The sequence below is a fragment of the Pantoea sp. NGS-ED-1003 genome, from assembly GCF_000738765.1.
Classification (GTDB): Bacteria; Pseudomonadota; Gammaproteobacteria; order Enterobacterales; family Enterobacteriaceae; genus Pantoea; species Pantoea septica.
This window is the reverse complement of the sequence record NZ_JPQA01000004.1, coordinates 202,374-220,993: the sequence shown is the minus strand read 5'-3', so window position 1 is coordinate 220,993 and position 18,620 is coordinate 202,374. Positions and strand designations below refer to the sequence as shown.

The following is an 18,620-nucleotide window of genomic DNA, read 5'->3' as shown; positions in this document are numbered from 1 at the left end:
GGGTGAGGCGCAAGCCTCACCTCTTTTTTTATGCGCGTCTTCGCACTTACTCCGCCAGCACCAGCTCCCAGCTGCCTTCGCTCAGCGCGCTGCGCGCGGCGGTGCTGAGCTGCGTATCGGTCACAATGCTGTCGAAACGCGCCAGCGGCAGCGCCAGGAAAGTGGCGATTTTGTTGTACTTCGAGCTGTCGCTCAGCAGCACGCGCTTGCTGCTTACCTCGCTCACCGTCTGCTTCACCATTACCTTGTCTTCGTCGGGGGTAAACAGGCCGCGCGGGCCCCAGCAGGAGGCGGAGATAAAGGCGATATCGATCGCCAGATGGCGCAGGCTACGGGCCGCGCTTTCGCCTACGCAGGAGCGATTATCGCGGCACACCGTGCCGCCGGTGTGAATCACCCGACAGTCGCTCGCCTCCATCAGCAGGTTGGTCACCATAAAGTCATTGGTTACCACCAGCAGATCGTCGCGGTCCAGCAGCTCGCGCGCCAGCGCCAGCGTGGTGGTGCCCGCATCCAGATAGATACAGCTGTTGCGCGGAATATGCTGGGCGGCGTAGCGGCCGATGGCGTTCTTCTCGGCGTTATAGAGCGTCGTTTTCGTCTGATGCGACGGCTCCGCCGCCAGCCGGTCGGCCGACCGCACACCGCCGGAGACTGACAGCACCGCGCCTTGTTCCTCCAGCTTCTGCACGTCCCGCCGGATTGTCATATGCGATACGCCGAGCCGCTCCGTCAGTTCGGCAATGCTGACCACGCCGCGCTCGGCGACCAGCGCCAGAATCTGCTGATGGCGTTCAATCGGTATCATTCCCTGCACTCCTTGCTTATCAATTTTTCACAGTGTAAAGCATTTGCGTCATCAGCTGAATGAAAAAAATGGCCGCTTTTTTGGGTGGCTATTTCACTAATAATCATAAATTTCAGTGTCATGCGCTATTTGTGAATAAATGTTCAGGGCTAGTCTGTTTAGTGAAGATATGTGACATAAAGCACGTTTATCCCTCTGCGATCCTGCCAGAATTAACAACATCAAACAAATAATCACTTAAATTAACAGCGGAGGCCGACAGTGCCACTCTCAAACGTCTGTGTTATCGGGTTAGGTTCCATGGGAATGGGCGCAGCGACGTCCTGTATTCGCGCCGGGCTGAATACCTGGGGCGTCGATCTCAATCCCGCCGCGCTGGAGACGCTGCGTCAGGCGGGCGGGCGCGATGCGCAATCCTCTGCCGACGGCTTTGCTGACCAGCTGGAAGCGGTGCTGCTGCTGGTGGTGAACGCCGCGCAGGTGAAGGGCATCCTGTTCGGCGACAGCGGGCTGGCGGCAAAGCTGAAGCCCGGCACCGTCGTAATGGTCTCGTCGACCATCTCCGCGCAGGACGCGCAGCAGATTGAACAGCAGCTGGCGCAGCATCAGCTGCTGATGCTCGACGCGCCGGTCTCCGGCGGGGCGGCGAAAGCGGCAACCGGCGAGATGACGGTGATGGCGTCCGGCAGCGACGCGGCGTTCGAGCGTTTGCAGCCGGTGCTGGATGCGGTGGCAGCTAAGGTGTACCGCGTCGGCAGCGAAATCGGCCTCGGTTCGACGGTTAAAATCATTCACCAGCTGCTGGCGGGCGTGCATATCGCCGTCGGCGCGGAAGCGATGGCGCTGGCGGCGCGCGCCGGTATCCCGCTCGATACCATGTATGACGTGGTGACCAACGCGGCGGGCAACTCCTGGATGTTCGAGAACCGCATGCGCCACGTCGTGGACGGCGACTACAGCCCGAAATCGGCCGTCGATATTTTCGTTAAGGATCTGACGCTGGTGGCGGATACCGCCAAATCGCTGCGCTTCCCGCTGCCGCTCGCCTCCACGGCGCTCAATATGTTTACCGAAGCCAGCAACGCCGGCCACGGCCGCGAAGACGACAGCGCGGTGATCAAGATTTTCAGCGGTATTGAGCTGCCGCAGGCAAAGGGGTGAGCATGACGCGTGTAGGCATCATCGCCGACGACTTTACCGGCGCTACCGACATCGCCAGCTTTCTGGTGCAGAACGGGCTCTCCACGATCCAGTTCAACGGCGTGCCGCAGCAGCATGACGCGCTGACCGCGCAGGCGATCGTGATCAGTCTGAAGTCGCGCTCCTGTCCGCCAGAGCAGGCGGTAGAGCAGTCGCTCACTGCGCTGTGCTGGCTGCAGGCGCAGGGCTGCGATCGCTTCTACTTCAAATACTGCTCTACGTTTGACAGCACCGAACAGGGCAATATTGGCCCGGTCACCGATGCGCTGCTGGCGGCGCTGGGCGAAACCCAGACGGCGATCTCCCCGGCGCTGCCGGTCAACGGCCGCACCGTTTACCAGGGACATCTGTTCGTCGGCGAGCAGCTGCTGAGCGATTCCGGCATGCGACATCATCCGGTGACGCCGATGACCGACAGCAACCTGCTGCGCCTGATGGCGCGCCAGTCAGCTGGTAAAGCGGGGCTGATCGCCGCGCCGCTGCTGGATCGGGGCGCGCAGGCGGTACGTGAGCAGCTGAACGAACTCAAGGCGCAGGGCGTTAACTACGTGGTGCTTGACGCGCTCAACGAGCAGCATCTGCTGACCCAGGGCGAAGCGCTACGCGATATGCGCCTGGTGACCGGCGGCTCTGGCCTGGCAATCGGGCTGGCGCGCCAGTGGGCCGAGGCCGGCAGTGCGGCCGCTGATGCGGAAAACGCAGGCCGCCCGCAGGGCGAGCGCGCCGTGGTGATCTCCGGCTCCTGCTCGCAGATGACCAACCGGCAGGTCAGCGCCTATCGTCAGCAGGCTCCTTCCCATGAGGTCGAGGTGGCGCGCTGCCTGGAGAACGCCGACGCCTACGCGCAGGCGCTGTGCGACTGGGTGGTAGCGCATAGCGACCAGCCGCTGGCGCCGCTGCTTTACGCCACCGCCGATGCGCAGCAGCTGCAAAAAATCCAGCAGCAGTATGGCGCACAGCGCAGCAGCGAGGCGGTCGAGCAGCTGTTCGCCGCCGTCACGCGCGAGCTTAAGGCGCGCGGCTGGCAGCGCTTTATCGTGGCGGGCGGCGAAACCTCTGGCGTGGTGGCACAGAGCCTTGGCGTCACCGCGTTCCATATCGGCCCGACGATTTCACCTGGCGTGCCCTGGGTGCGGGATATTCATCAACCGCTGTCGCTGGCGCTGAAGTCCGGCAATTTTGGCGACGAAGCGTTTTTCCGCCGCGCACAAACGGAGTTTGCCCATGACTGAACAACAGGCCCGCGAAGAGATGGTGAAGCTGGGCGCCTCATTTTTCGCCCGCGGCTACGCCACCGGCTCGGCCGGCAATCTCTCTCTGCTGCTGGAAGACGGTAATCTGCTGGCCACGCCGACCGGCTCCTGCCTCGGCGAGCTGGATGCCGATCGCCTGTCGAAGGTGACGCTGGCCGGTGAGTGGCTCTCGGGCGACAAGCCGTCGAAAGAGATCGCTTTTCACCGCGCGCTCTACGGGGGCGACCCCGACTGCAAAGCGGTGGTACACCTGCATAGCCACTACCTGACGGCGCTCTCCTGCCTTGAGGGACTGGACGCGCAGAACTGTATCCGTCCGTTCACCCCTTATGTGGTGATGCGCGTCGGCGACGTGCCGGTGGTGCCGTACTACAAGCCCGGCGACGAGCGCCTGGCGGAAGATTTATCGCGGCTGGCGGGCCAGTATCGCGCCTTCCTGCTGGCGAACCACGGCCCGGTGGTGGTCGGCAAATCGCTGCGCGAAGCCGCCGACAATACCGAGGAGCTGGAAGAGACCGCCCGCCTGATGTTTACCCTGGGCGACCGCGCCATTCGCTATCTCAGCGACAGCGAAGTGGCGGAATTAAGGAGCCGATAATGCCGAAGTTTGCCGCAAACCTCTCAACGCAGTTTAACGAAGTGCCCTTTACCGAACGCTTCGCCGCCGCGGCGCAGGCCGGTTTTGACGCGGTCGAGTTTCTGTTCCCTTATGACTACCCGGCGGCGCAGCTTAAGCAGTTGCTCGACGAGCACAACCTGAAACTGGTGCTGTTCAACACCGCGCCGGGCAACGTCGCAGCAGGCGAGTGGGGCGTATCGGCCATTCCTGGCCGTGAGGCGGAAGCGCGCGCCGATATCGACCGCGCGCTGGAGTATGCGCTGGCGCTTGCGGTGCCGCAGGTGCATATCATGGCCGCCACGGTGCCGCCGGGCAGCGATCGCGCGGCCTACGCCGACACCTTTGTGCGCAATATGCACTATGCCTCGGAGCGCTTTGCGCCGCACGGCATCAACCTGCTGCTGGAAGCACTTAATCCGGTAACCAAGCCGTACTATCTCTATGCCAGCCAGTATCAGACGCTGGAGATGGCGGCGCGCATCGATCGCCCCAACGTCTTTACCCAGCTCGACCTGTTCCACGCGCAGCTGGTGGACGGTAATCTCAGCCGCCTGATCCGCGACAATATCGGGCGCTACCGCCATATCCAGATCGCCTCTGCGCCGAACCGCCATGAGCCTGATGAAGGCGAAATCAACTATCCCTGGCTGTTTAACCTGCTGGATGAGGTGGGCTATGAGGGCTGGATCGGCTGCGAGTATATTCCGCGCGGCAATACGCTGGACGGCCTCGGCTGGTTCGCGCCCTGGGCGAAAAAAAGCTGAAGAGAGACTGAATACCCCGGCGTGACGACGCCGGTTTTCATCCTGCACCAGAGCCAGGCATCACTGTACTCATTATTCATATAAAGATAACCCTATCTGAGGTTTACCATGTCCACCGCACTGCTGTTAGCCATTGCGACCGCCAGCATCGTTATCCTGCTGCTGCTGGTTATTAAAGCCAAAGTCCATCCCTTCGTTGCCCTGTTGATCGTCAGCCTGCTGGTCGCCATCGCAACGGGCATTCCGGCTGAAAAGATTATGGAAACCATTATGAGCGGCATGGGCAGCCTGCTCGGCCATATCGCCATTATCATCGTGCTGGGGGCGATGCTCGGCGCGGTGATTGAGGCCTCGGGCGGCGCGGAGTCGCTGGCTCAGCGCTTCAGCAAAAGCCTCGGCATCCGGCGCACCGTCGCAGCGCTAACCATGGCGGCTTTTATTCTCGGCATACCGGTGTTTTTCGAGGTCGGCTTCATTATCGTCATTCCGTTGATTTACGGCTTTACCAAGGTGGCGCGCGTCTCGCCGCTGAAGTTCGGCCTGCCGATGGCGGGCGTGATGCTCACCGTTCACGTGGCGCTGCCGACCCATCCAGGCGCAGCGGCGGCGGCAGGCATTCTGCATACTGACATGGGCTGGCTGATGATGATCGGCCTGGCGATTTCGGTGCCGGTGGGCATTATCGGCTACTACGTCGCGAAAGCGATGAATCGCCGCCACTATCATCTGTCGGTAGAGGTGCTGGAACAGCTGCAAATGGCGAAGCCGGAAGGCGCGGAGAAGAAGAACGAGCCGGCGCCGCCAGGCGCGCTCACCATCGCCGGACTGATTGTGGTGCCGATCCTCTTGATTGTGCTCGGCACGATTTCCCACTCGCTGCTGGCGGCCGACAGCCTGCCGGGTAAAGTGATGACGGTGATCGGCACGCCGCCCATCGCGCTGCTGATTGCGCTGGCGCTGGCCGCCTGGCTGCTGGGCGTGCGTCGCGGCTGGAGCAAGGACAAGCTGGAAGATTTGACCGGCCGCGCCATTCCAGGATCGGCGAGCGTGATTCTGGTGGCGGGCGCAGGCGGCGCCTTCGGCAAAGTACTGGTGGAGTCGGGCGTCGGCAAGGCGCTGGCGCTGACGCTGGAGACGCTGCATCTGCCGCTGGTGCCCGCCGCCTTTATTCTGTCGCTGGCGCTGCGCGCCTCGCAGGGATCGGCCACGGTGGCGATCCTGACCACCAGCGGACTGCTCACCTCCGCGGTGAGCGGCACCAGCGATATGGAGCGCGTGCTGGTGACGCTGGCGGCGTGCTTCGGCGGTCTGGGACTGTCGCACGTTAACGATGCGGGCTTCTGGGTGGTCACGCGCTATCTGGGTCTGTCGGTCGGCGACGGCCTGAAAACCTGGACGGTGCTGACCACGCTGATGGGACTGAGCGGCTTTGCGCTGACCTGGCTGGTGTGGGCGCTGGTGTAACCGGCTTATGACGTTTCTCCCCCGGAGGGTGGGGGAGAAAAGGAGAAAAGTGCGCACTAGCGCATCGTTATTTCTTTATGAAACCAGTTCCTGCGCGTAGAGGTAAAGCGCTTTGAGCTGCGCCATCTTTTCTGAATCCCCTTCGTGCAGGCTCGCCAGCGACTCCAGCTCCAGCAAAAATGCCTGCACGCGCTCCGCGTTTAAGACTTCGCGACGGTGCTGCAGCCAGCGCTGCTGCTCGGCGTCATCCAGCGTGCCGGGAAAGTTGCGCGCGCGGTAGCGGAACAGCAGCTTTGCCACGCGCGCATCCTGGAAGGTGAGATCCATCGCCGGCAGATTGGCAGGCGCGGTCTGACGCAAAATGTTCATTCCCGCGCGATCGGCGTCGCTAAAGAAGCCGTCATAGAGCTGCGCGTCGACATCGTCCGGCGCGCTAAAGGGCTCAGCCTCGGCGAACAGAGTGACCACTTTTTCACGCACTTCGGCATGCTGACGCAGCAGCGCCAGATTCGCCAGGCAGGCTTCACGATCGATACCCAGACGCGCCGCATCTTCCGGGCGTAGCGTGTTGGCCGGCGCCAGCACCGGGCACTTGTTGATATGCACCAGCTTGATCGGCACCGACGCTTCATCGTCGGCCAGATCGCTTTTGCGCGTGTAGAGCCGCTCGCGCAGCGCATCCGCGTCCATCTCCAGCAGCGGCGTCATATCGCCCGCAAGATCGGCGACGATCAGCGCGTTGCGGTTGTCCGGATGCCACGCCAGCGGCACGACCCAGCTGGTATTGCCGCGCGCCGCGCCGAACATGCCGGAGACGTGCACCAGCGGCTTCATCTGCGGAATGTCGATCAGCGTCATCAGCTTGTTTTTATTGCGATGCGTAAACAGGAACTCAAACAGCTTCGGCTGTTTCTCTTTCACCAGCTTCGCCATCGCCAGCGTGGCGTGGACGTCCGACATGGCGTCGTGTGCGTTCTCATGCGCCACGCCGTTGGCTTTGGTGAGGTGCTCCAGCCTGAAGCTGGGAAAGCCGTCCTCATTTTCCGGCCAGACGATGCCGTCGGGACGCAGCGCGTAGCAGGCGCGCATCACATCCAGCAGATCCCAGCGCGAGTTGCCGTTTTGCCAGCTCCAGCCATAGGGATCGAAAAAGTTGCGGTAGAAGATGTTGCGCGTGACCTCGTCATCGAAGCGCACATTGTTGTAGCCCACCACGCAGGTTTGCTCTTCGGTAAAGAGCGCATAGATTCGGGCGGCGAATTCCGCTTCCGATACGCCGCGCGCGCGCGCGACCTGCGGCGTAATGCCGGTGATCATTACCGCTTCTGGCTGCGGCAGATAGTCGTCTGCGGGACGGCAGTAGAAGATCTGCGGCTCGCCGACCGGGTTGAAATCGCTGTCGGTGCGCAGCGCGGCAAACTGCGCCGGACGATCCAGCGAGGGGCTTTTACCGAAAGTCTCGTAATCGTGAAACAGAAAAGTGCGTTCAGAGGCGGGCACGAGCATATCCTGTACTGAGAAAACAACGCACAGCATAGTCGCTTGCGTCGCGGGTCACAACCACGCCAGCGCGGGAGGCGGGCTGGTAACGAAAGGCGCGAGCGCCGGGGCGGTAAAACAGATGGCAGATCAGGCTTTCGCCAGCTCGCGCCGCGCCAGTTCAGCTAAAAAACCGCTTCTGGAACCGAACTCTTTATGTGATTCCACAAAGCGGTCGATACGCGTCAGCAGGTGCTGCGGCAGGGTAATATTAAGCTTGACGGCTTTACCATCATATTTGCTCACGTCTATATCCACAAAGGCCCAGATGCCGCCCTGACAGGCATCGTCCTGAAGATAAAACTCAATGCCTTTGGTCTCCGGTACAGGCATATCGCTATCTGCCATGGCTTCAAAATGAATATGCAACGCTTCAGCCGCATCCTGCAGGGTATCATCTACCGTTTCGCCGGCAAAAAAGCAGCCCTCTATATCAGGGGCAAATCCCGAATAGCTTTCGGAATCGGTTTTATGCAAATAGACGGGAAATCTCATTGCCATCTCCTTATTACTGTTCAGGCAGGTGGCCTGCGTTATTTCATCAGCTTGATGATTTTTTTTAACGTACCGACCGCTAAGTCCTTTTCCGGATGGGGCAGCGTGATGTGATAAGGCTTACCTGGTTTCACAAATACATGATGGCTTCCTCTTACGCGTACCAGCATCCAGCCATGCTCCCGCAGGAGCTTCATCATCTCTTTACTGCTCAAAAGCACCTCCTTGTGCTATTGCGGGTTAATTTTATACCCACTATAACCATATTTTCAACCGATGTAAGAACGCAATCAAGTCATTGAAGTAAGACCATGATATTGAGATGAGAATGTGTCATTCCAGGTAAGCAGGAAAAGCTAAACGAGAACGTTATGCGATGTGCTTCGCAGCTAGTCACACTTTTTTTCAATTTAATCAAACCTGTTTATGCCTTTTGCCGTAAAACGAGCCGCTGTTTTCCCCGTAACCTTGAGGATGAAGTGTTGAAAAGGCGTCTGTTGATCACTGTAACTGGAACTCTTTTTTTGGCTTCGCTGGCCCAGGCCGACGATATGCCATTTCCCCTGACGCCACCGTCGATTGACGCCGCTTCCTGGGTATTGATGGACGCCACCACCGGACAGGTGCTGACCGCCGGCAATCCGGACGAGCGCCGCAACCCCGCCAGCCTGACCAAGCTGATGACCGGCTACGTGGTCGACCGCGCCATCGACGCGAAAAAAATCACCCGCGACGACGTGGTGACGGTCGGTAAAGACGCCTGGGCGGCGGGCAATCCGGTATTTAAAGGCTCTTCGCTGATGTTTATTAAGCCCGGCGACAAGATCACGGTGCGCGACCTCAGCCGCGGCGTCATCATCGACTCCGGCAATGACGCCTGCGTGGCGCTGGCCGACTACGTGGCGGGCAGCCAGCAGAATTTCGTCAATATGATGAATCAGTACGTACAGAAGCTGGGCCTGACCAATACGCACTTCGAAACCGTGCACGGCCTCGACGCGCCGGGCCAGTTCTCCTCCGCGCTGGACATGGCGAAGCTGTCGCGCGCCATTATCAGCGGTGAACCCGATTTCTACGCCATGTACAGCGAGAAAACCCTCACCTGGAACGGCATCACGCAGAACAACCGCAACGGGCTGCTGTGGGACAACAATCTGCACGTCGACGGCCTGAAAACCGGCCATACCGAAACCGCGGGCTTCAATATCATCGCTTCTAACGTGGTCGGCCAGCATCGTCTGATCGCGGTAGTGATGGGCGGCAAAAGCCCGAAAGGGCGTGAAGAGCAGGCACGCAAGCTGCTGGTCTGGGGCCAGAACACCTTCGACACCGTGCAGCTGTTCCACGCGGGCAAGAAAATCGGCACTGAAAACGTCTGGTACGGCGCGCCGCACAGCGTCGCCGTCGGCACGGCTAACGATGTCTACCTGTCGCTGCCGCGCAGCGAGATCCAGAACGTGAAGGCCAAATATGTAATTAACCGTAAGGACCTTGAGGCACCGCTGAAAGCCAACGAAACCATCGGCGAGATTCAGGTGATCGATAAGGACAAACAGCTGGCGAGCTATCCGCTGGTCACGCTCTCAGCGGTAGAGAAAGCAGGCGTCTTCACGCGTCTTCAGGACTACCTGAAGCAGAAATTCTGACAGCATTGGGCGGCCTCCGTGCCGCCTCTGGTTATTACTTCAGATCGTCCTTCACATCCTTAACGTCGCTGGCCGACACCGGCGCGGCGGCGTTGCCCCAGCTGTTGCGCACATAGGTCAGCACGGCAGCGATCTGCTCGTCATCCAGCACTCCGGCAAAGGCGGGCATGGCGGGCGCCGTTGGTCGGGCGTCGGTATCGACGCCGCGGCTGCCTGCGCTGACCACCCGGATCAGCGAGGTGGCGTTCGGCTGGTTGATCAGCGGATTGGACGCCAGCTGCGGGAAAATATTCCGCTCGCCGCGTCCGCCGGGGCTGTGACAGGCGGAACACTTCGCCTCATAAATCTGCGCGCCGAGCTTCATGCGATCGTCGCTGGCGGCCAGCGGCTGCGGCACCTCTTCATCGTGGGTTTTCCCCTCTTTCAGGAAGGTCGCTACCGCGCGCAGATCCTCTTCGCGCCAGTACTGGGTCGAGTGACGCACCGCGTCAGCCATCGGACCGGAAGCGATGGCGTAACGGTTCACGCCGGTGCGCAGATAGCTGACGATATCCTCCGGCGTCCATTTGCCCAGCCCGGTATGGGCGTCCGCGCCGAGATTAGGCGCATACCAGCCCTCTACTTCGCTACCGCTGAGGAAACGATCGCCCTTATCGCCGCCGAGAAAGTTCTTCGAGGTGTGACAGGTGCCGCAGTGGCCGAGCCCCTGTACCAGGTAAGCGCCGCGATTCCACTCCGCCGACTTTTTCGCATCGGGTATAAACGTGCCCTTATCGAAGTTAAGCCAGTTCCAGGCAATCAGGCTGGTGCGAATATTAAAGGGGAAGGGGAGCTGGTTGGTTTCGACTTCATGATGGATCGGCTGCAGCGTCTGTATCCACGCCCAGAGATCCTGCAGGTCCCGCTCGGACATCTTGGTGTAGGCGGTAAACGGCATCGCACCGTAGAGCCGTTTGCCGTTGTGGCCGATGCCTTCCGTCATGGCGCGGCGGAAATCGTCATAGCTCCAGTCGCCGATGCCGGTCTCGCGATCCGGCGTGATATTGGCGCCGGCCAGCACGCCGAACGGGGTATTAATCTTGACGCCGCCCGCATAGGGCTGCTTCGCATCGGTGGTATGACAGGCGGTGCAGTCGCCAAGGGTGGCGAGATAGCTGCCGCGCGCGTACTGGTCATACTCCGGCTGCGCCTGGCTGCCGACGCTCGCAACCAGCAGCAGCGCGGCGGAGAGTGCATTCAGCGTTTTCATGCGGTAATCATCTCCCCCGGACGTTTCAGATACCAGGTGCGGATCGCGTGCGCCGCCTTAAACGCCAGCGCGCCCACGGTGCCGGTCGGATTGTAGCCGGGGTTCTGCGGAAAAGCGGAGGCGCCCACCACGAACAGGTTCGGCACGTCCCAGACCTGCAGATGCTTGTTGACCGAGCTGGTGCTGGGATCGGCGCCCATCACAAAGCCGCCGACGACGTGAGAGGACTGATAAGGCACGCTGCTCCAGTGGCCGGTCATCGGTTTAACGATCATCTCGCGCGGGTTCATCGATTTGGCGATCTCCGCCACTTTGCCGGTGCAGTACTGCGCCATCTTCAGATCGTTGTGCGAAAAGTCGAAGGTAATGCGCAGCAGCGGACGGCCGTGCGGATCTTTATAGTTGGGATCGAGCGAAAGGTAGTTGGTGCGCGTGGTGTAGCTGCTGGCCTCGCAGCCGATCGACATGGTGCTGAGGTAGTTATCTTTCAGCGCGCGCTTCCATTTCGATCCCCACTTCGGCGTGCCGGGCGGTAGCGGACGATAGCCAATAGGCGCGGAGCCGATCGGCGTCACGCGGATGCTGCCGCCGCCGAAGAAGCCGAGGCCGCTGTGGTCGAAGTTATCGTTGTTGAACTCGTCGATGCCCATGCCGACCGCGCCCGCGCCGATAAAGGGATTGAAGTTCTTGTCATCGAAAAACAGCGTCACGTTGTTGGCGGTCTGGTAGGCGTAGTTGCGGCCGGTGGTGCCCTTGTTGGTGACCGGATCGTAGGCCTCGCCGATCTGCGACAGCAGCATCAGGCGCACGTTCTCGAAGGTAAAGGCGGCGACAATCACCAGATCGGCTGGCTGTTCCCAGGTATCGCCGGAGGAGTCGACGTAGGAGACGCCGGTCGCTTTTTTACCACTGGAGTCGGTCAGCACCTCCAGCACTTCGCAGTTGGTATAGGCGGTAAAGTTCTCTTTGCGCATCAGCGCGGGCAGCACGGTGGTAATGGCACTGGCTTTGGAGTAGTTGGCGCAGCCGTAGTTGGTGCAGAAGCCGCAAAAGGTGCAGGGGCCCATGGTGACGCCGTAGGGATTGGTATAGGCCTCGGAGACCAGCGAAGAGGGCACAGGGAAGGGCTGATAGCCCATCTCTTTCGCCGCCTGCGCGAACAGCGTCGGGCCGTAAGGCTGACGCAGCGGCGGCGTCGGATAGTCGCCGCTGCGCGGGCCTTCGAACGGGTTGCCGCCGGCGCGCTTCTCGCCGTTGAGGTTGCCCGCGTAACCGGAGGTGCCCGCTACGCGCTCAAACTGCATATAGTGCGGCTCCATCTCTTCCCAGGTGGTGCCCCAGTCCTGCAGGGTCAGCTCGCCGGGCATCGCGTCGGCGCCGTAGCGCTCGGTGAGATAACTCTTTAGCTGGAATTCGTGCGGCTGAAAGCGAAAGGTGATGCCCGCCCAGTGGTTGCCCGCGCCGCCGGTGCCGTTGCCGGGATGAAAAGATCCCCAGGTGCGCATCGGCAGCGCGGTCTGCGACGGGTTATTGCGCATGGTGCAGGTATTCTGTCGCGTGCGTAGCATGAGCTCTTCGCGCATCACATAGCGCAGTTCGTCGGTCACGGTGCCGATATTGAAATCGCGCGCGGTATCGCGCCACGGACCGCGCTCGATGCCGATCACCTCCAGCCCTTCGTCGGCCAGTTCATTGGCGATAATCGAGCCCGCCCAGCCGAGGCCGATCACCACGACATCCGTTTTAGGTAATTTTTTCATGGCTTATCCCTGCCTTTCCACTGTGCGATGCTGATGGGTTCGAGATGCAGATCTTCGTTGTGCCGCTCGATGTAGGGGCGATAGTCGTAGCGCGCGCCGGGAAAGCCCAGCATCTTCCACGACGCCATATCGCGATTGCCGCCGTAGATGGGATCGGCGAAAAAGCCCTCCATGGTGTTGTTCAGCACCTCGATAAACAGCGACTGCGCATCGAAGCCCTCGAAGTGCACCTTGCCCGCTTCCATCGCGGCCAGCAGCGCGTCCTGCTGCTGCGGCGTCAGTTCTTTAAAACGTTTCTGAGAGGTTTGCTGCACATAGCGGTCGAGCGCGGCCAGGCCCTGACGGTAGCGCTGCTGCGGCACCAGCGGCGACTGATCGCCCTGTTCGACGGTGCCTTTCTGGAATGGGCCTTCCATATAAATGCGCTCGAAAGTGCCGTAAAAACCGTGCAGCTGACGATCGATAAACTGCGCGCAGCCCGCTTCTTTGCCGCCCACGCTCAGCTCGTCGGCGGGGATCAGGCGATCGACGATGGCTTCAATGGTTTCAGCTTCTTCCTGAGTGAAAAAGAGCCAGCCGGGCTGGTCGAAGGTTTCAGGAGGATTATCGGAGAAGGGCGTCCAGCCCGGCGAACCTTTCAAGGAGACGGCGTCGGCCGCGCGGGTAACGCTGGCGGCTACGCCTAGGGTAGACCAGGTCAACACCTGCCGTCGCGTGACGCCCGGCAACGTTTTGGCTCTTTTCTTCATGTCGCTTCCTTAAGTCGTGTTATCAAATAAACGAAAATAAGAGATGTGGTTATGTGGTTGTTTTTATGATTTTGGGTGCTTGTAAAGGCAATGTTGATAATTGTAAGAAGGTGTCAAAACTGTATTGAAATGTAGAAGCGGCATTAAGCCTTAGCAACGTCATGGGATAAAATAACGCACTTTATGATCCTCAGCCGGAAAGCCAACTTGCGCCCAGATAAGCCCATATCGAATATCGAGTTCTGGTTCTATCGCCACTATCGCAGCGTGCATGGCGTACGCATCGCCATCGCCTTTTTACTCACCTTTTTGCTGGTGCGGCTCACCGGTATTCCCGAAGGCACCTGGCCGCTGATCACGCTGGTGGTGGTGATGGGGCCAATCTCTACCTGGGGCAACGTTTTTCCACGCGCCATCCAGCGTATCTGCGGCACCTTTGCTGGATCGATCTCGGGCCTGATCGCCCTCAAGCTGGAGATGATGTCGCTGCCGGTGATGCTGGCATGGTGCGGCATCGTGATGATGGTGTGCGGCTACCTGACGTTAGGCAAGCATCCCTATATGGCGCTGCTGATCGGCATTACGCTCAGCGTGGTGGTCGGCGCGCCGGCGGGCGATTTCACCGTGGCGCTGTGGCGCGGCGGGGACGTAATTCTCGGCTCGCTGCTGGCGCTGCTGTTTAGCGCCATCTGGGCGCAGCGCGCCTATACCCACTGGCGCATACAGCTGTCGGACTCGCTGGCGGAGATCGCCAAAATTTATCATGCCGGTTTTTCCCCCAACCTGATAGAGAAGCCGCGCCTGAAAAAGCCGCTGGGCAAGCTGCTGACCAACGTCGTGAAAATGCGCGCGCTGCTGGTGCCGGCGAGTAAAGAGACGCGAATTCCCAAATCGGTGTTTGAGGCGATTCAGACCATCAACCGCAATATGGTGAACACGGTGGAGATGCAGATCGAAGCCTGGTGGGCCTCGCGCGAAACGCATCTTATCCTGCTCAACGCGCCAACGCTGCGGCGCACCCAGCAGATGACCGAAAAGACGCTGCATGCGCTTTCGGCGCTGGCGCTGCGCGGCGAGACCGACGAGGTGGTAGCCAACAGCCACGAGCTGACGGAAATCACCCGCGAGCTCAAGCAGCTGATCGCCGATGCGGGCAGCGAACGGCTGGAAGAGACGCCTATCTACGGCTATGTCTGGCTGAGTCTGGAGCTGGCGAAGCAGCTGGAGCGCATGACCGATCTGATCCGCCTGGCGCTGCGCAAATAATCACCAGGGACAATGACTTAATGCGAAAGGCGCATTCTTTGCGCTAAGATAAGCGCCAGTCCGATTTTAGCGGCGACAATTGTCGCCCCGGCTGGCGAACCGCTAAGCTGAAGGTTATGACTCTACCCCCTGCGTAAGCAGGCCCAAAAAAAGGTGCCACCATGGAAAATGCCAAGCAATCATTTCAGGACGTACTGGAGTTTGTGCGTATGTTCCGTCGTAAAAACAAACTGCAGCGTGAAATCATTGATAACGAAAAGAAAATCCGTGATAACCAGAAGCGCGTTCTGCTGCTGGACAACCTGAGCGAATATATTAAACCGGGCATGAGCATTGAGGCGATTCAGGAAATCATCGCCTCGATGCGTTCCGACTACGAAGATCGCGTCGATGAATACATCATCAAAAACGCCGATCTGTCGAAAGAGCGTCGCGACCTGTCGAAAAAACTGAAATCGATGGGCGAGCCGAAAGCGCAGTAAGCGCGGGCTGAATGGCAAAACCCACGCGGAAGCGTGGGTTTTTTTTCGTCTGAAACCGGCGTGACTCGCTGAAATTAGCGCTGCAGCAGCTGGCGCGCGATGCGCTGCAGCTGCTGCGCCAGCGCCTCGCCATCCGGTACTTCGCCGCCCGGCGCGGCGGTGGTGGCGCGCAGCACCAGCGTCGGCTCCAGCGGTCGGGAGGGCGGCGGCGCATCCTGCAGACGCGCCAGCAGCGTTTCGACGCACTGTTCTCCCAGCGCCTGCAGATCCTGACGCACCGTAGTCAGCGGCGGCTGATACCAGGCGCTTTCGGCGGTATCGTCATAGCCGACCACCGAGATTTCGCCCGGAATCGCCACCCCGTGCTGATGCAGCGCGCGCATCGCGCCAAGCGCCATCTGATCGTTCGCCACCAGCAGCGCCTGCGGCAGGCGATCGGGCAGCTGTTGCAGCATCGCCTGATAGCCAGACTGCGCGCTCCAGTCGCCCCGCAGCGCGCAGAAGGGCGTCAGGCGGTGCGCCGCCAGCGCCTCGCGCCACGCCGCTTCGCGCAGCTGCGCCGAAATCGCCTGCGCCGGGCCGTTCAGCAGGCCGATCTGGCGATGCCCCAGCGCGACCAGGTGCTCGACGGCGGCCCGCGCGCCGCGCGCGTTGGAGTACTGACACTGCGCTACCTGCGCCTGGGGTTCGACATCCATAAAAATCACCGGCTTGTCGCCGCACAGCGTCTGGATCTGCTCCGCTTCCGCAGCGGCCAGCGGCAGATTAATCATCAGCGCATCGACGCGCTGTGCCAGCAGTTCGTTGACGGTCTCGGCGGCGCTGTTGTGGCTGCGCATGGCGATCACCAGATGGTAACCGTCGCGGCTGGCGCGCTGCTGGATCGCCGAGGCGATCTGCGCCGGCGCCATCAGCGCCAGATCGCTGGTGGCAAGCCCGAGCGTGCGCGTCGCTTTGCCCGCCAGTTGCTGCGCCACGCGGTTTGGCACATAGTTGAGCTGCTGCATGGCCGCTTCCACTTTCGCCCGCGTGCGCGGGGAGACCTGCGGCGAATGGTTAAGCACGCGGGAAACGGTCTGGTAGGAGACGCCGGCAAGGCGGGCGACGTCATCAAGAGTGATAGCGCGGGAAGTCATTGATTTCTCCACTGGACAGAGGCGGCCAGTGTAACAAAATTTTCGTCGCGCAGGCGCGTCTGCGCACAACCCGAACGGAGGAAAGATGCAGCTTAACCCTCAGGCCATACAGGATCTCAATCTTATTGCCGCCTGGCTGGCGCTGGACGATATGCCCGTCGAAGGCGACATTGAAGCGGATATGGCGATACTTGCCGGCCACGCCGTGCTGCCGAATATCGAGGGCGCGGTGGCGCTGGCGAAAAGGTTCGGGCTGCCCTTGCTGCTCAGCGGCGGCATCGGCCACGCCACCGGCGCGCTGGCGCAGGCGATGGCGCTGCATCCGCTCTATCGCGATATCGAGACGCGCGGCAAAAGCGAGGCGCAGATGCTGGCGGCGATTGCCCGCGTTTTCGGCGGCCTCGACGAAGAAGATTTGCTGCTGGAGGAGGCGTCGCGCAACTCCGGCGAAAACGCCGCCTTCAGCCAGCGCCTGCTCGACGCCCGCCAGCTGCGGCCGCAGCGCGTGGTGCTGATTCAGGATCCGCTGCTGCAGCGCCGCGCCGACGCCACCTTTCGCTGGCAGTGGCGCGAGCGCGACGACGCGCCGCGCTTTATCAACTGGCCGGTATTTACCCCGGTCGTGACGCTCGATTCCGGCATGGCGCGCATCACCGGCGCGCCGCCGCAGGGGCTGTGGTCGCTGGAGCGCTTCGTGCAGCTGCTGATGGGCGAAGTGCAGCGCCTGCGCAACGATGAACAGGGCTACGGCCCGCGCGGGGCCGGCTTTTTCGGCGAAGTCGAGATGCCCGACGCGGTAGACGCCGCCTGGCATCGCCTGATGCAGCTGCCCGCCGTGCAGGCGCGGCTGGCTGCCGGGCGCTAGTTAACGGCTCTTTAAATAGACCTGTAAATTGACGTTCACCGCGTTGAGCAGCGGCACGCTGACGCCGTTGCGCGCCGCGCGCTTCACCAGATCGCCGATCACCTGTTCCGCTTCGATATCAAAGCCCTGACATAAATCGCGATACATCGAGGAGGTCATCGGCGTGGCGGGATTGCTCAGCAGCTCGAGGATTTTCGCCGTCACCGCCGGCCGCGGCTGGTAGCCGTCGGCGGTAATGGTCGCCAGCACCTCGCTGAAGATGCCGCGCAGCAGCGCTTCGCCGCCCTCGGCGGTGAGCGCCTGCTGCGTATCGCCGCGCGCCAGACAGCAGACCGCGCCGAGCGTGCTCAGCAGCAGCCACTTCTCCCAGAGCTCGCCGATAATATTATCGGAAAAAATGGTGTCGACGCTGGCCGCGCGCAGCGCCTCGTCCACGCGCTGCAGCCGCGCGTCGTTACGGCCATCCAGCGCGCCGTAATAGATCTGGTGCAGCGCCGTCATCCGTACCACTTCGCCCTGTTCGCCCAGCGTCGCGTTGATTTTTACCAGCCCGCCGATCACCTTATCGCCGAAGCGTTCGCGCAGCGTGTCGAAATGACGCATGCCGTTGAGGATCGGCATAATCAGCGTCTGTTCGCCCACGGCGGGCGCAATGTCTTCTATCGCCTGCGCCAGCGCAAAACTTTTCACCGTCAGGATAATCAGGTCGTAGGGACCGCGCAGCGATCCCGCCTGCGCCAGCTGCGGCTGCAGCTTCTCTACGCCCTGCGGCGTGCGCAGCACCAGGCCGTTTTCGCTGAGCTGCCTGAAGCGACGCTCGCGCACCAGAAAGGTAACGTCGCGTCCCGCCTGCGCCAGACGCGCGCCAAAATATCCGCCGGTCGCCCCGGCGCCTACGATAAGAATGCGCATGATCGATTTTCCCTTAGCCGTTAAGGCTCCTACCTTAAAACCTGACGGCGGCGGTTGCCAGCGTCGCGTTGCTCAGCGCCGCGCTATCGCCGCCAGCAGGGCGGGGAGCAGGCCGGGAAAGCGCTGATCCAGGCAGTCGCGGCGCAGCGAAATCAGATTTTCCCGCCCGACGGGCCGCTGCCAGATCACGCCGCTGTCGCGCAGCACGCGCCAGTGATGCGTCATGGTCGATTTGGCGATCTCGCCGCGCAGCGCGTTGCAGCTCTGCTCGCCGTGCTGCGCCAGTGTCTGGAGAATGGCGAGGCGAATCGGATTGCCGAGCGCAAACAGCACGTTCTCCAGTTTGATCTCGTGCGGCTGCGGATGATTTTCCAGCATGGTATTCCTGTTCTACGATCTATCAATTGCGCAAT

General features: G+C 61.1%; 19 protein-coding genes. 9 read left to right on the top strand and 10 right to left on the bottom strand.

Annotation, left to right across the window (positions count from 1 at the left end; all coding sequences use genetic code 11):
* Positions 1 to 46: 46 nt before the first annotated feature.
* Complete coding sequence (gene ygbI, locus JS46_RS09705; protein ID WP_033750096.1) at positions 47 to 808, bottom strand: DNA-binding transcriptional repressor YgbI; 762 nt, start codon at positions 806 to 808, stop codon at positions 47 to 49.
* A gap of 261 nt (positions 809 to 1,069) precedes the next feature.
* Between ygbI and ltnD the strand changes: the two genes are divergently transcribed.
* The 5 genes from ltnD (at position 1,070) to JS46_RS09680 (ending at position 6,108) form a co-directional block, all read left to right on the top strand.
* Positions 1,070 to 1,969 carry an L-threonate dehydrogenase gene (gene ltnD, locus JS46_RS09700; RefSeq protein ID WP_033750092.1) on the top strand — a complete coding sequence of 300 codons (900 nt, stop codon included), beginning with the start codon at positions 1,070 to 1,072 and terminating at the stop codon, positions 1,967 to 1,969.
* A 2-nt stretch (positions 1,970 to 1,971) separates the two neighbouring features.
* A complete protein-coding gene (gene otnK / locus JS46_RS09695) occupies positions 1,972 to 3,240 on the top strand; it encodes a 3-oxo-tetronate kinase (protein ID WP_033750088.1) in 1,269 nt (422 codons plus the stop codon).
* Positions 3,233 to 3,859, top strand: a complete 627-nt coding sequence (locus JS46_RS09690; RefSeq protein WP_033750085.1) for an aldolase — start codon at positions 3,233 to 3,235, stop codon at positions 3,857 to 3,859. Before otnK ends, JS46_RS09690 begins: the two co-directional genes overlap by 8 nt.
* A complete protein-coding gene (gene otnI / locus JS46_RS09685; protein WP_033750082.1) occupies positions 3,859 to 4,644 on the top strand; it encodes a 2-oxo-tetronate isomerase in 786 nt (261 codons plus the stop codon). The genes JS46_RS09690 and otnI overlap by 1 nt, the downstream gene beginning before the upstream one ends.
* Before the next feature lie 108 nt (positions 4,645 to 4,752).
* On the top strand, positions 4,753 to 6,108 hold the full coding sequence (locus tag JS46_RS09680; RefSeq protein ID WP_033750079.1) for a GntP family transporter: 1,356 nt from the start codon (positions 4,753 to 4,755) through the stop codon (positions 6,106 to 6,108).
* A 75-nt stretch (positions 6,109 to 6,183) separates the two neighbouring features.
* Here the strand turns inward: JS46_RS09680 and sbcB are convergent, their stop codons facing one another.
* The 3 genes from sbcB to JS46_RS23345 form a co-directional block, all read right to left on the bottom strand.
* Positions 6,184 to 7,614 (bottom strand): exodeoxyribonuclease I, encoded by a 1,431-nt coding sequence (gene sbcB, locus JS46_RS09675; protein ID WP_033750076.1) that lies wholly within the window; start codon positions 7,612 to 7,614, stop codon positions 6,184 to 6,186.
* A 123-nt stretch (positions 7,615 to 7,737) separates the two neighbouring features.
* On the bottom strand, positions 7,738 to 8,142 hold the full coding sequence (locus JS46_RS09670) for a type II toxin-antitoxin system HicB family antitoxin (RefSeq protein WP_033750073.1): 405 nt from the start codon (positions 8,140 to 8,142) through the stop codon (positions 7,738 to 7,740).
* A 38-nt stretch (positions 8,143 to 8,180) separates the two neighbouring features.
* On the bottom strand, positions 8,181 to 8,357 hold the full coding sequence (locus JS46_RS23345; protein WP_072010419.1) for a type II toxin-antitoxin system HicA family toxin: 177 nt from the start codon (positions 8,355 to 8,357) through the stop codon (positions 8,181 to 8,183).
* A 267-nt stretch (positions 8,358 to 8,624) separates the two neighbouring features.
* Here JS46_RS23345 and dacD point away from each other — a divergent pair, with 267 nt between their 5' ends.
* A complete protein-coding gene (gene dacD / locus JS46_RS09665; protein ID WP_200879030.1) occupies positions 8,625 to 9,788 on the top strand; it encodes a serine-type D-Ala-D-Ala carboxypeptidase DacD in 1,164 nt (387 codons plus the stop codon).
* Between the two features lie 34 nt (positions 9,789 to 9,822).
* Here dacD and JS46_RS09660 read toward each other — a convergent pair whose 3' ends face one another.
* Genes JS46_RS09660 through JS46_RS09650 form a run of 3 tightly spaced genes read right to left on the bottom strand, consistent with a single transcriptional unit; the run spans position 9,823 to position 13,546 of the window.
* On the bottom strand, positions 9,823 to 11,037 hold the full coding sequence (locus tag JS46_RS09660; RefSeq protein ID WP_033750068.1) for a cytochrome c: 1,215 nt from the start codon (positions 11,035 to 11,037) through the stop codon (positions 9,823 to 9,825).
* On the bottom strand, positions 11,034 to 12,797 hold the full coding sequence (locus JS46_RS09655) for a GMC family oxidoreductase (RefSeq protein WP_033750066.1): 1,764 nt from the start codon (positions 12,795 to 12,797) through the stop codon (positions 11,034 to 11,036). Before JS46_RS09655 ends, JS46_RS09660 begins: the two co-directional genes overlap by 4 nt.
* Positions 12,794 to 13,546: a gluconate 2-dehydrogenase subunit 3 family protein gene (locus tag JS46_RS09650; protein WP_033750064.1), complete on the bottom strand. Its 753-nt coding sequence runs from the start codon at positions 13,544 to 13,546 to the stop codon at positions 12,794 to 12,796. The genes JS46_RS09655 and JS46_RS09650 overlap by 4 nt, the downstream gene beginning before the upstream one ends.
* A gap of 207 nt (positions 13,547 to 13,753) precedes the next feature.
* Here JS46_RS09650 and JS46_RS09645 point away from each other — a divergent pair, with 207 nt between their 5' ends.
* Together JS46_RS09645 and tmaR are read left to right on the top strand one after the other, a co-directional pair.
* Positions 13,754 to 14,812 (top strand): FUSC family protein, encoded by a 1,059-nt coding sequence (locus JS46_RS09645; protein WP_187143649.1) that lies wholly within the window; start codon positions 13,754 to 13,756, stop codon positions 14,810 to 14,812.
* Between the two features lie 161 nt (positions 14,813 to 14,973).
* The gene (tmaR, locus tag JS46_RS09640; RefSeq protein ID WP_033750057.1) at positions 14,974 to 15,294 is read left to right on the top strand and encodes a PTS system regulator TmaR; all 321 of its coding nucleotides are present in this window, start codon (positions 14,974 to 14,976) and stop codon (positions 15,292 to 15,294) included.
* A 74-nt stretch (positions 15,295 to 15,368) separates the two neighbouring features.
* On the opposite strand, the gene JS46_RS09635 is transcribed toward tmaR, so the two are convergent.
* Positions 15,369 to 16,430 carry a LacI family DNA-binding transcriptional regulator gene (locus JS46_RS09635; protein WP_033750054.1) on the bottom strand — a complete coding sequence of 354 codons (1,062 nt, stop codon included), beginning with the start codon at positions 16,428 to 16,430 and terminating at the stop codon, positions 15,369 to 15,371.
* A gap of 85 nt (positions 16,431 to 16,515) precedes the next feature.
* Between JS46_RS09635 and JS46_RS09630 the strand changes: the two genes are divergently transcribed.
* Positions 16,516 to 17,295, top strand: coding sequence for an ElyC/SanA/YdcF family protein (locus JS46_RS09630; protein WP_033750051.1), 780 nt, complete (start codon positions 16,516 to 16,518; stop codon positions 17,293 to 17,295).
* Here JS46_RS09630 and JS46_RS09625 read toward each other — a convergent pair whose 3' ends face one another.
* Both JS46_RS09625 and JS46_RS09620 read right to left on the bottom strand, forming a co-directional pair.
* Positions 17,296 to 18,207, bottom strand: coding sequence for a ketopantoate reductase family protein (locus tag JS46_RS09625; RefSeq protein ID WP_033750048.1), 912 nt, complete (start codon positions 18,205 to 18,207; stop codon positions 17,296 to 17,298). It abuts the gene before it with no gap.
* A 72-nt stretch (positions 18,208 to 18,279) separates the two neighbouring features.
* A complete protein-coding gene (locus JS46_RS09620; protein WP_033750046.1) occupies positions 18,280 to 18,585 on the bottom strand; it encodes a helix-turn-helix transcriptional regulator in 306 nt (101 codons plus the stop codon).
* Positions 18,586 to 18,620: the final 35 nt, after the last annotated feature.

Coding starts and splice junctions, on each gene's coding strand:
- ygbI (WP_033750096.1), bottom strand. CDS start 808: ATGATACCGATTGAACGCCATCAGCAGATTCTGGCGCTGGTCGCCGAG.
- otnK (WP_033750088.1), top strand. CDS start 1,972: ATGACGCGTGTAGGCATCATCGCCGACGACTTTACCGGCGCTACCGAC.
- JS46_RS09690 (WP_033750085.1), top strand. CDS start 3,233: ATGACTGAACAACAGGCCCGCGAAGAGATGGTGAAGCTGGGCGCCTCA.
- otnI (WP_033750082.1), top strand. CDS start 3,859: ATGCCGAAGTTTGCCGCAAACCTCTCAACGCAGTTTAACGAAGTGCCC.
- JS46_RS09680 (WP_033750079.1), top strand. CDS start 4,753: ATGTCCACCGCACTGCTGTTAGCCATTGCGACCGCCAGCATCGTTATC.
- sbcB (WP_033750076.1), bottom strand. CDS start 7,614: ATGCTCGTGCCCGCCTCTGAACGCACTTTTCTGTTTCACGATTACGAG.
- JS46_RS09670 (WP_033750073.1), bottom strand. CDS start 8,142: ATGAGATTTCCCGTCTATTTGCATAAAACCGATTCCGAAAGCTATTCG.
- JS46_RS09660 (WP_033750068.1), bottom strand. CDS start 11,037: ATGAAAACGCTGAATGCACTCTCCGCCGCGCTGCTGCTGGTTGCGAGC.
- JS46_RS09655 (WP_033750066.1), bottom strand. CDS start 12,797: ATGAAAAAATTACCTAAAACGGATGTCGTGGTGATCGGCCTCGGCTGG.
- JS46_RS09650 (WP_033750064.1), bottom strand. CDS start 13,546: ATGAAGAAAAGAGCCAAAACGTTGCCGGGCGTCACGCGACGGCAGGTG.
- tmaR (WP_033750057.1), top strand. CDS start 14,974: ATGGAAAATGCCAAGCAATCATTTCAGGACGTACTGGAGTTTGTGCGT.
- JS46_RS09635 (WP_033750054.1), bottom strand. CDS start 16,430: ATGACTTCCCGCGCTATCACTCTTGATGACGTCGCCCGCCTTGCCGGC.
- JS46_RS09630 (WP_033750051.1), top strand. CDS start 16,516: ATGCAGCTTAACCCTCAGGCCATACAGGATCTCAATCTTATTGCCGCC.
- JS46_RS09625 (WP_033750048.1), bottom strand. CDS start 18,207: ATGCGCATTCTTATCGTAGGCGCCGGGGCGACCGGCGGATATTTTGGC.
- JS46_RS09620 (WP_033750046.1), bottom strand. CDS start 18,585: ATGCTGGAAAATCATCCGCAGCCGCACGAGATCAAACTGGAGAACGTG.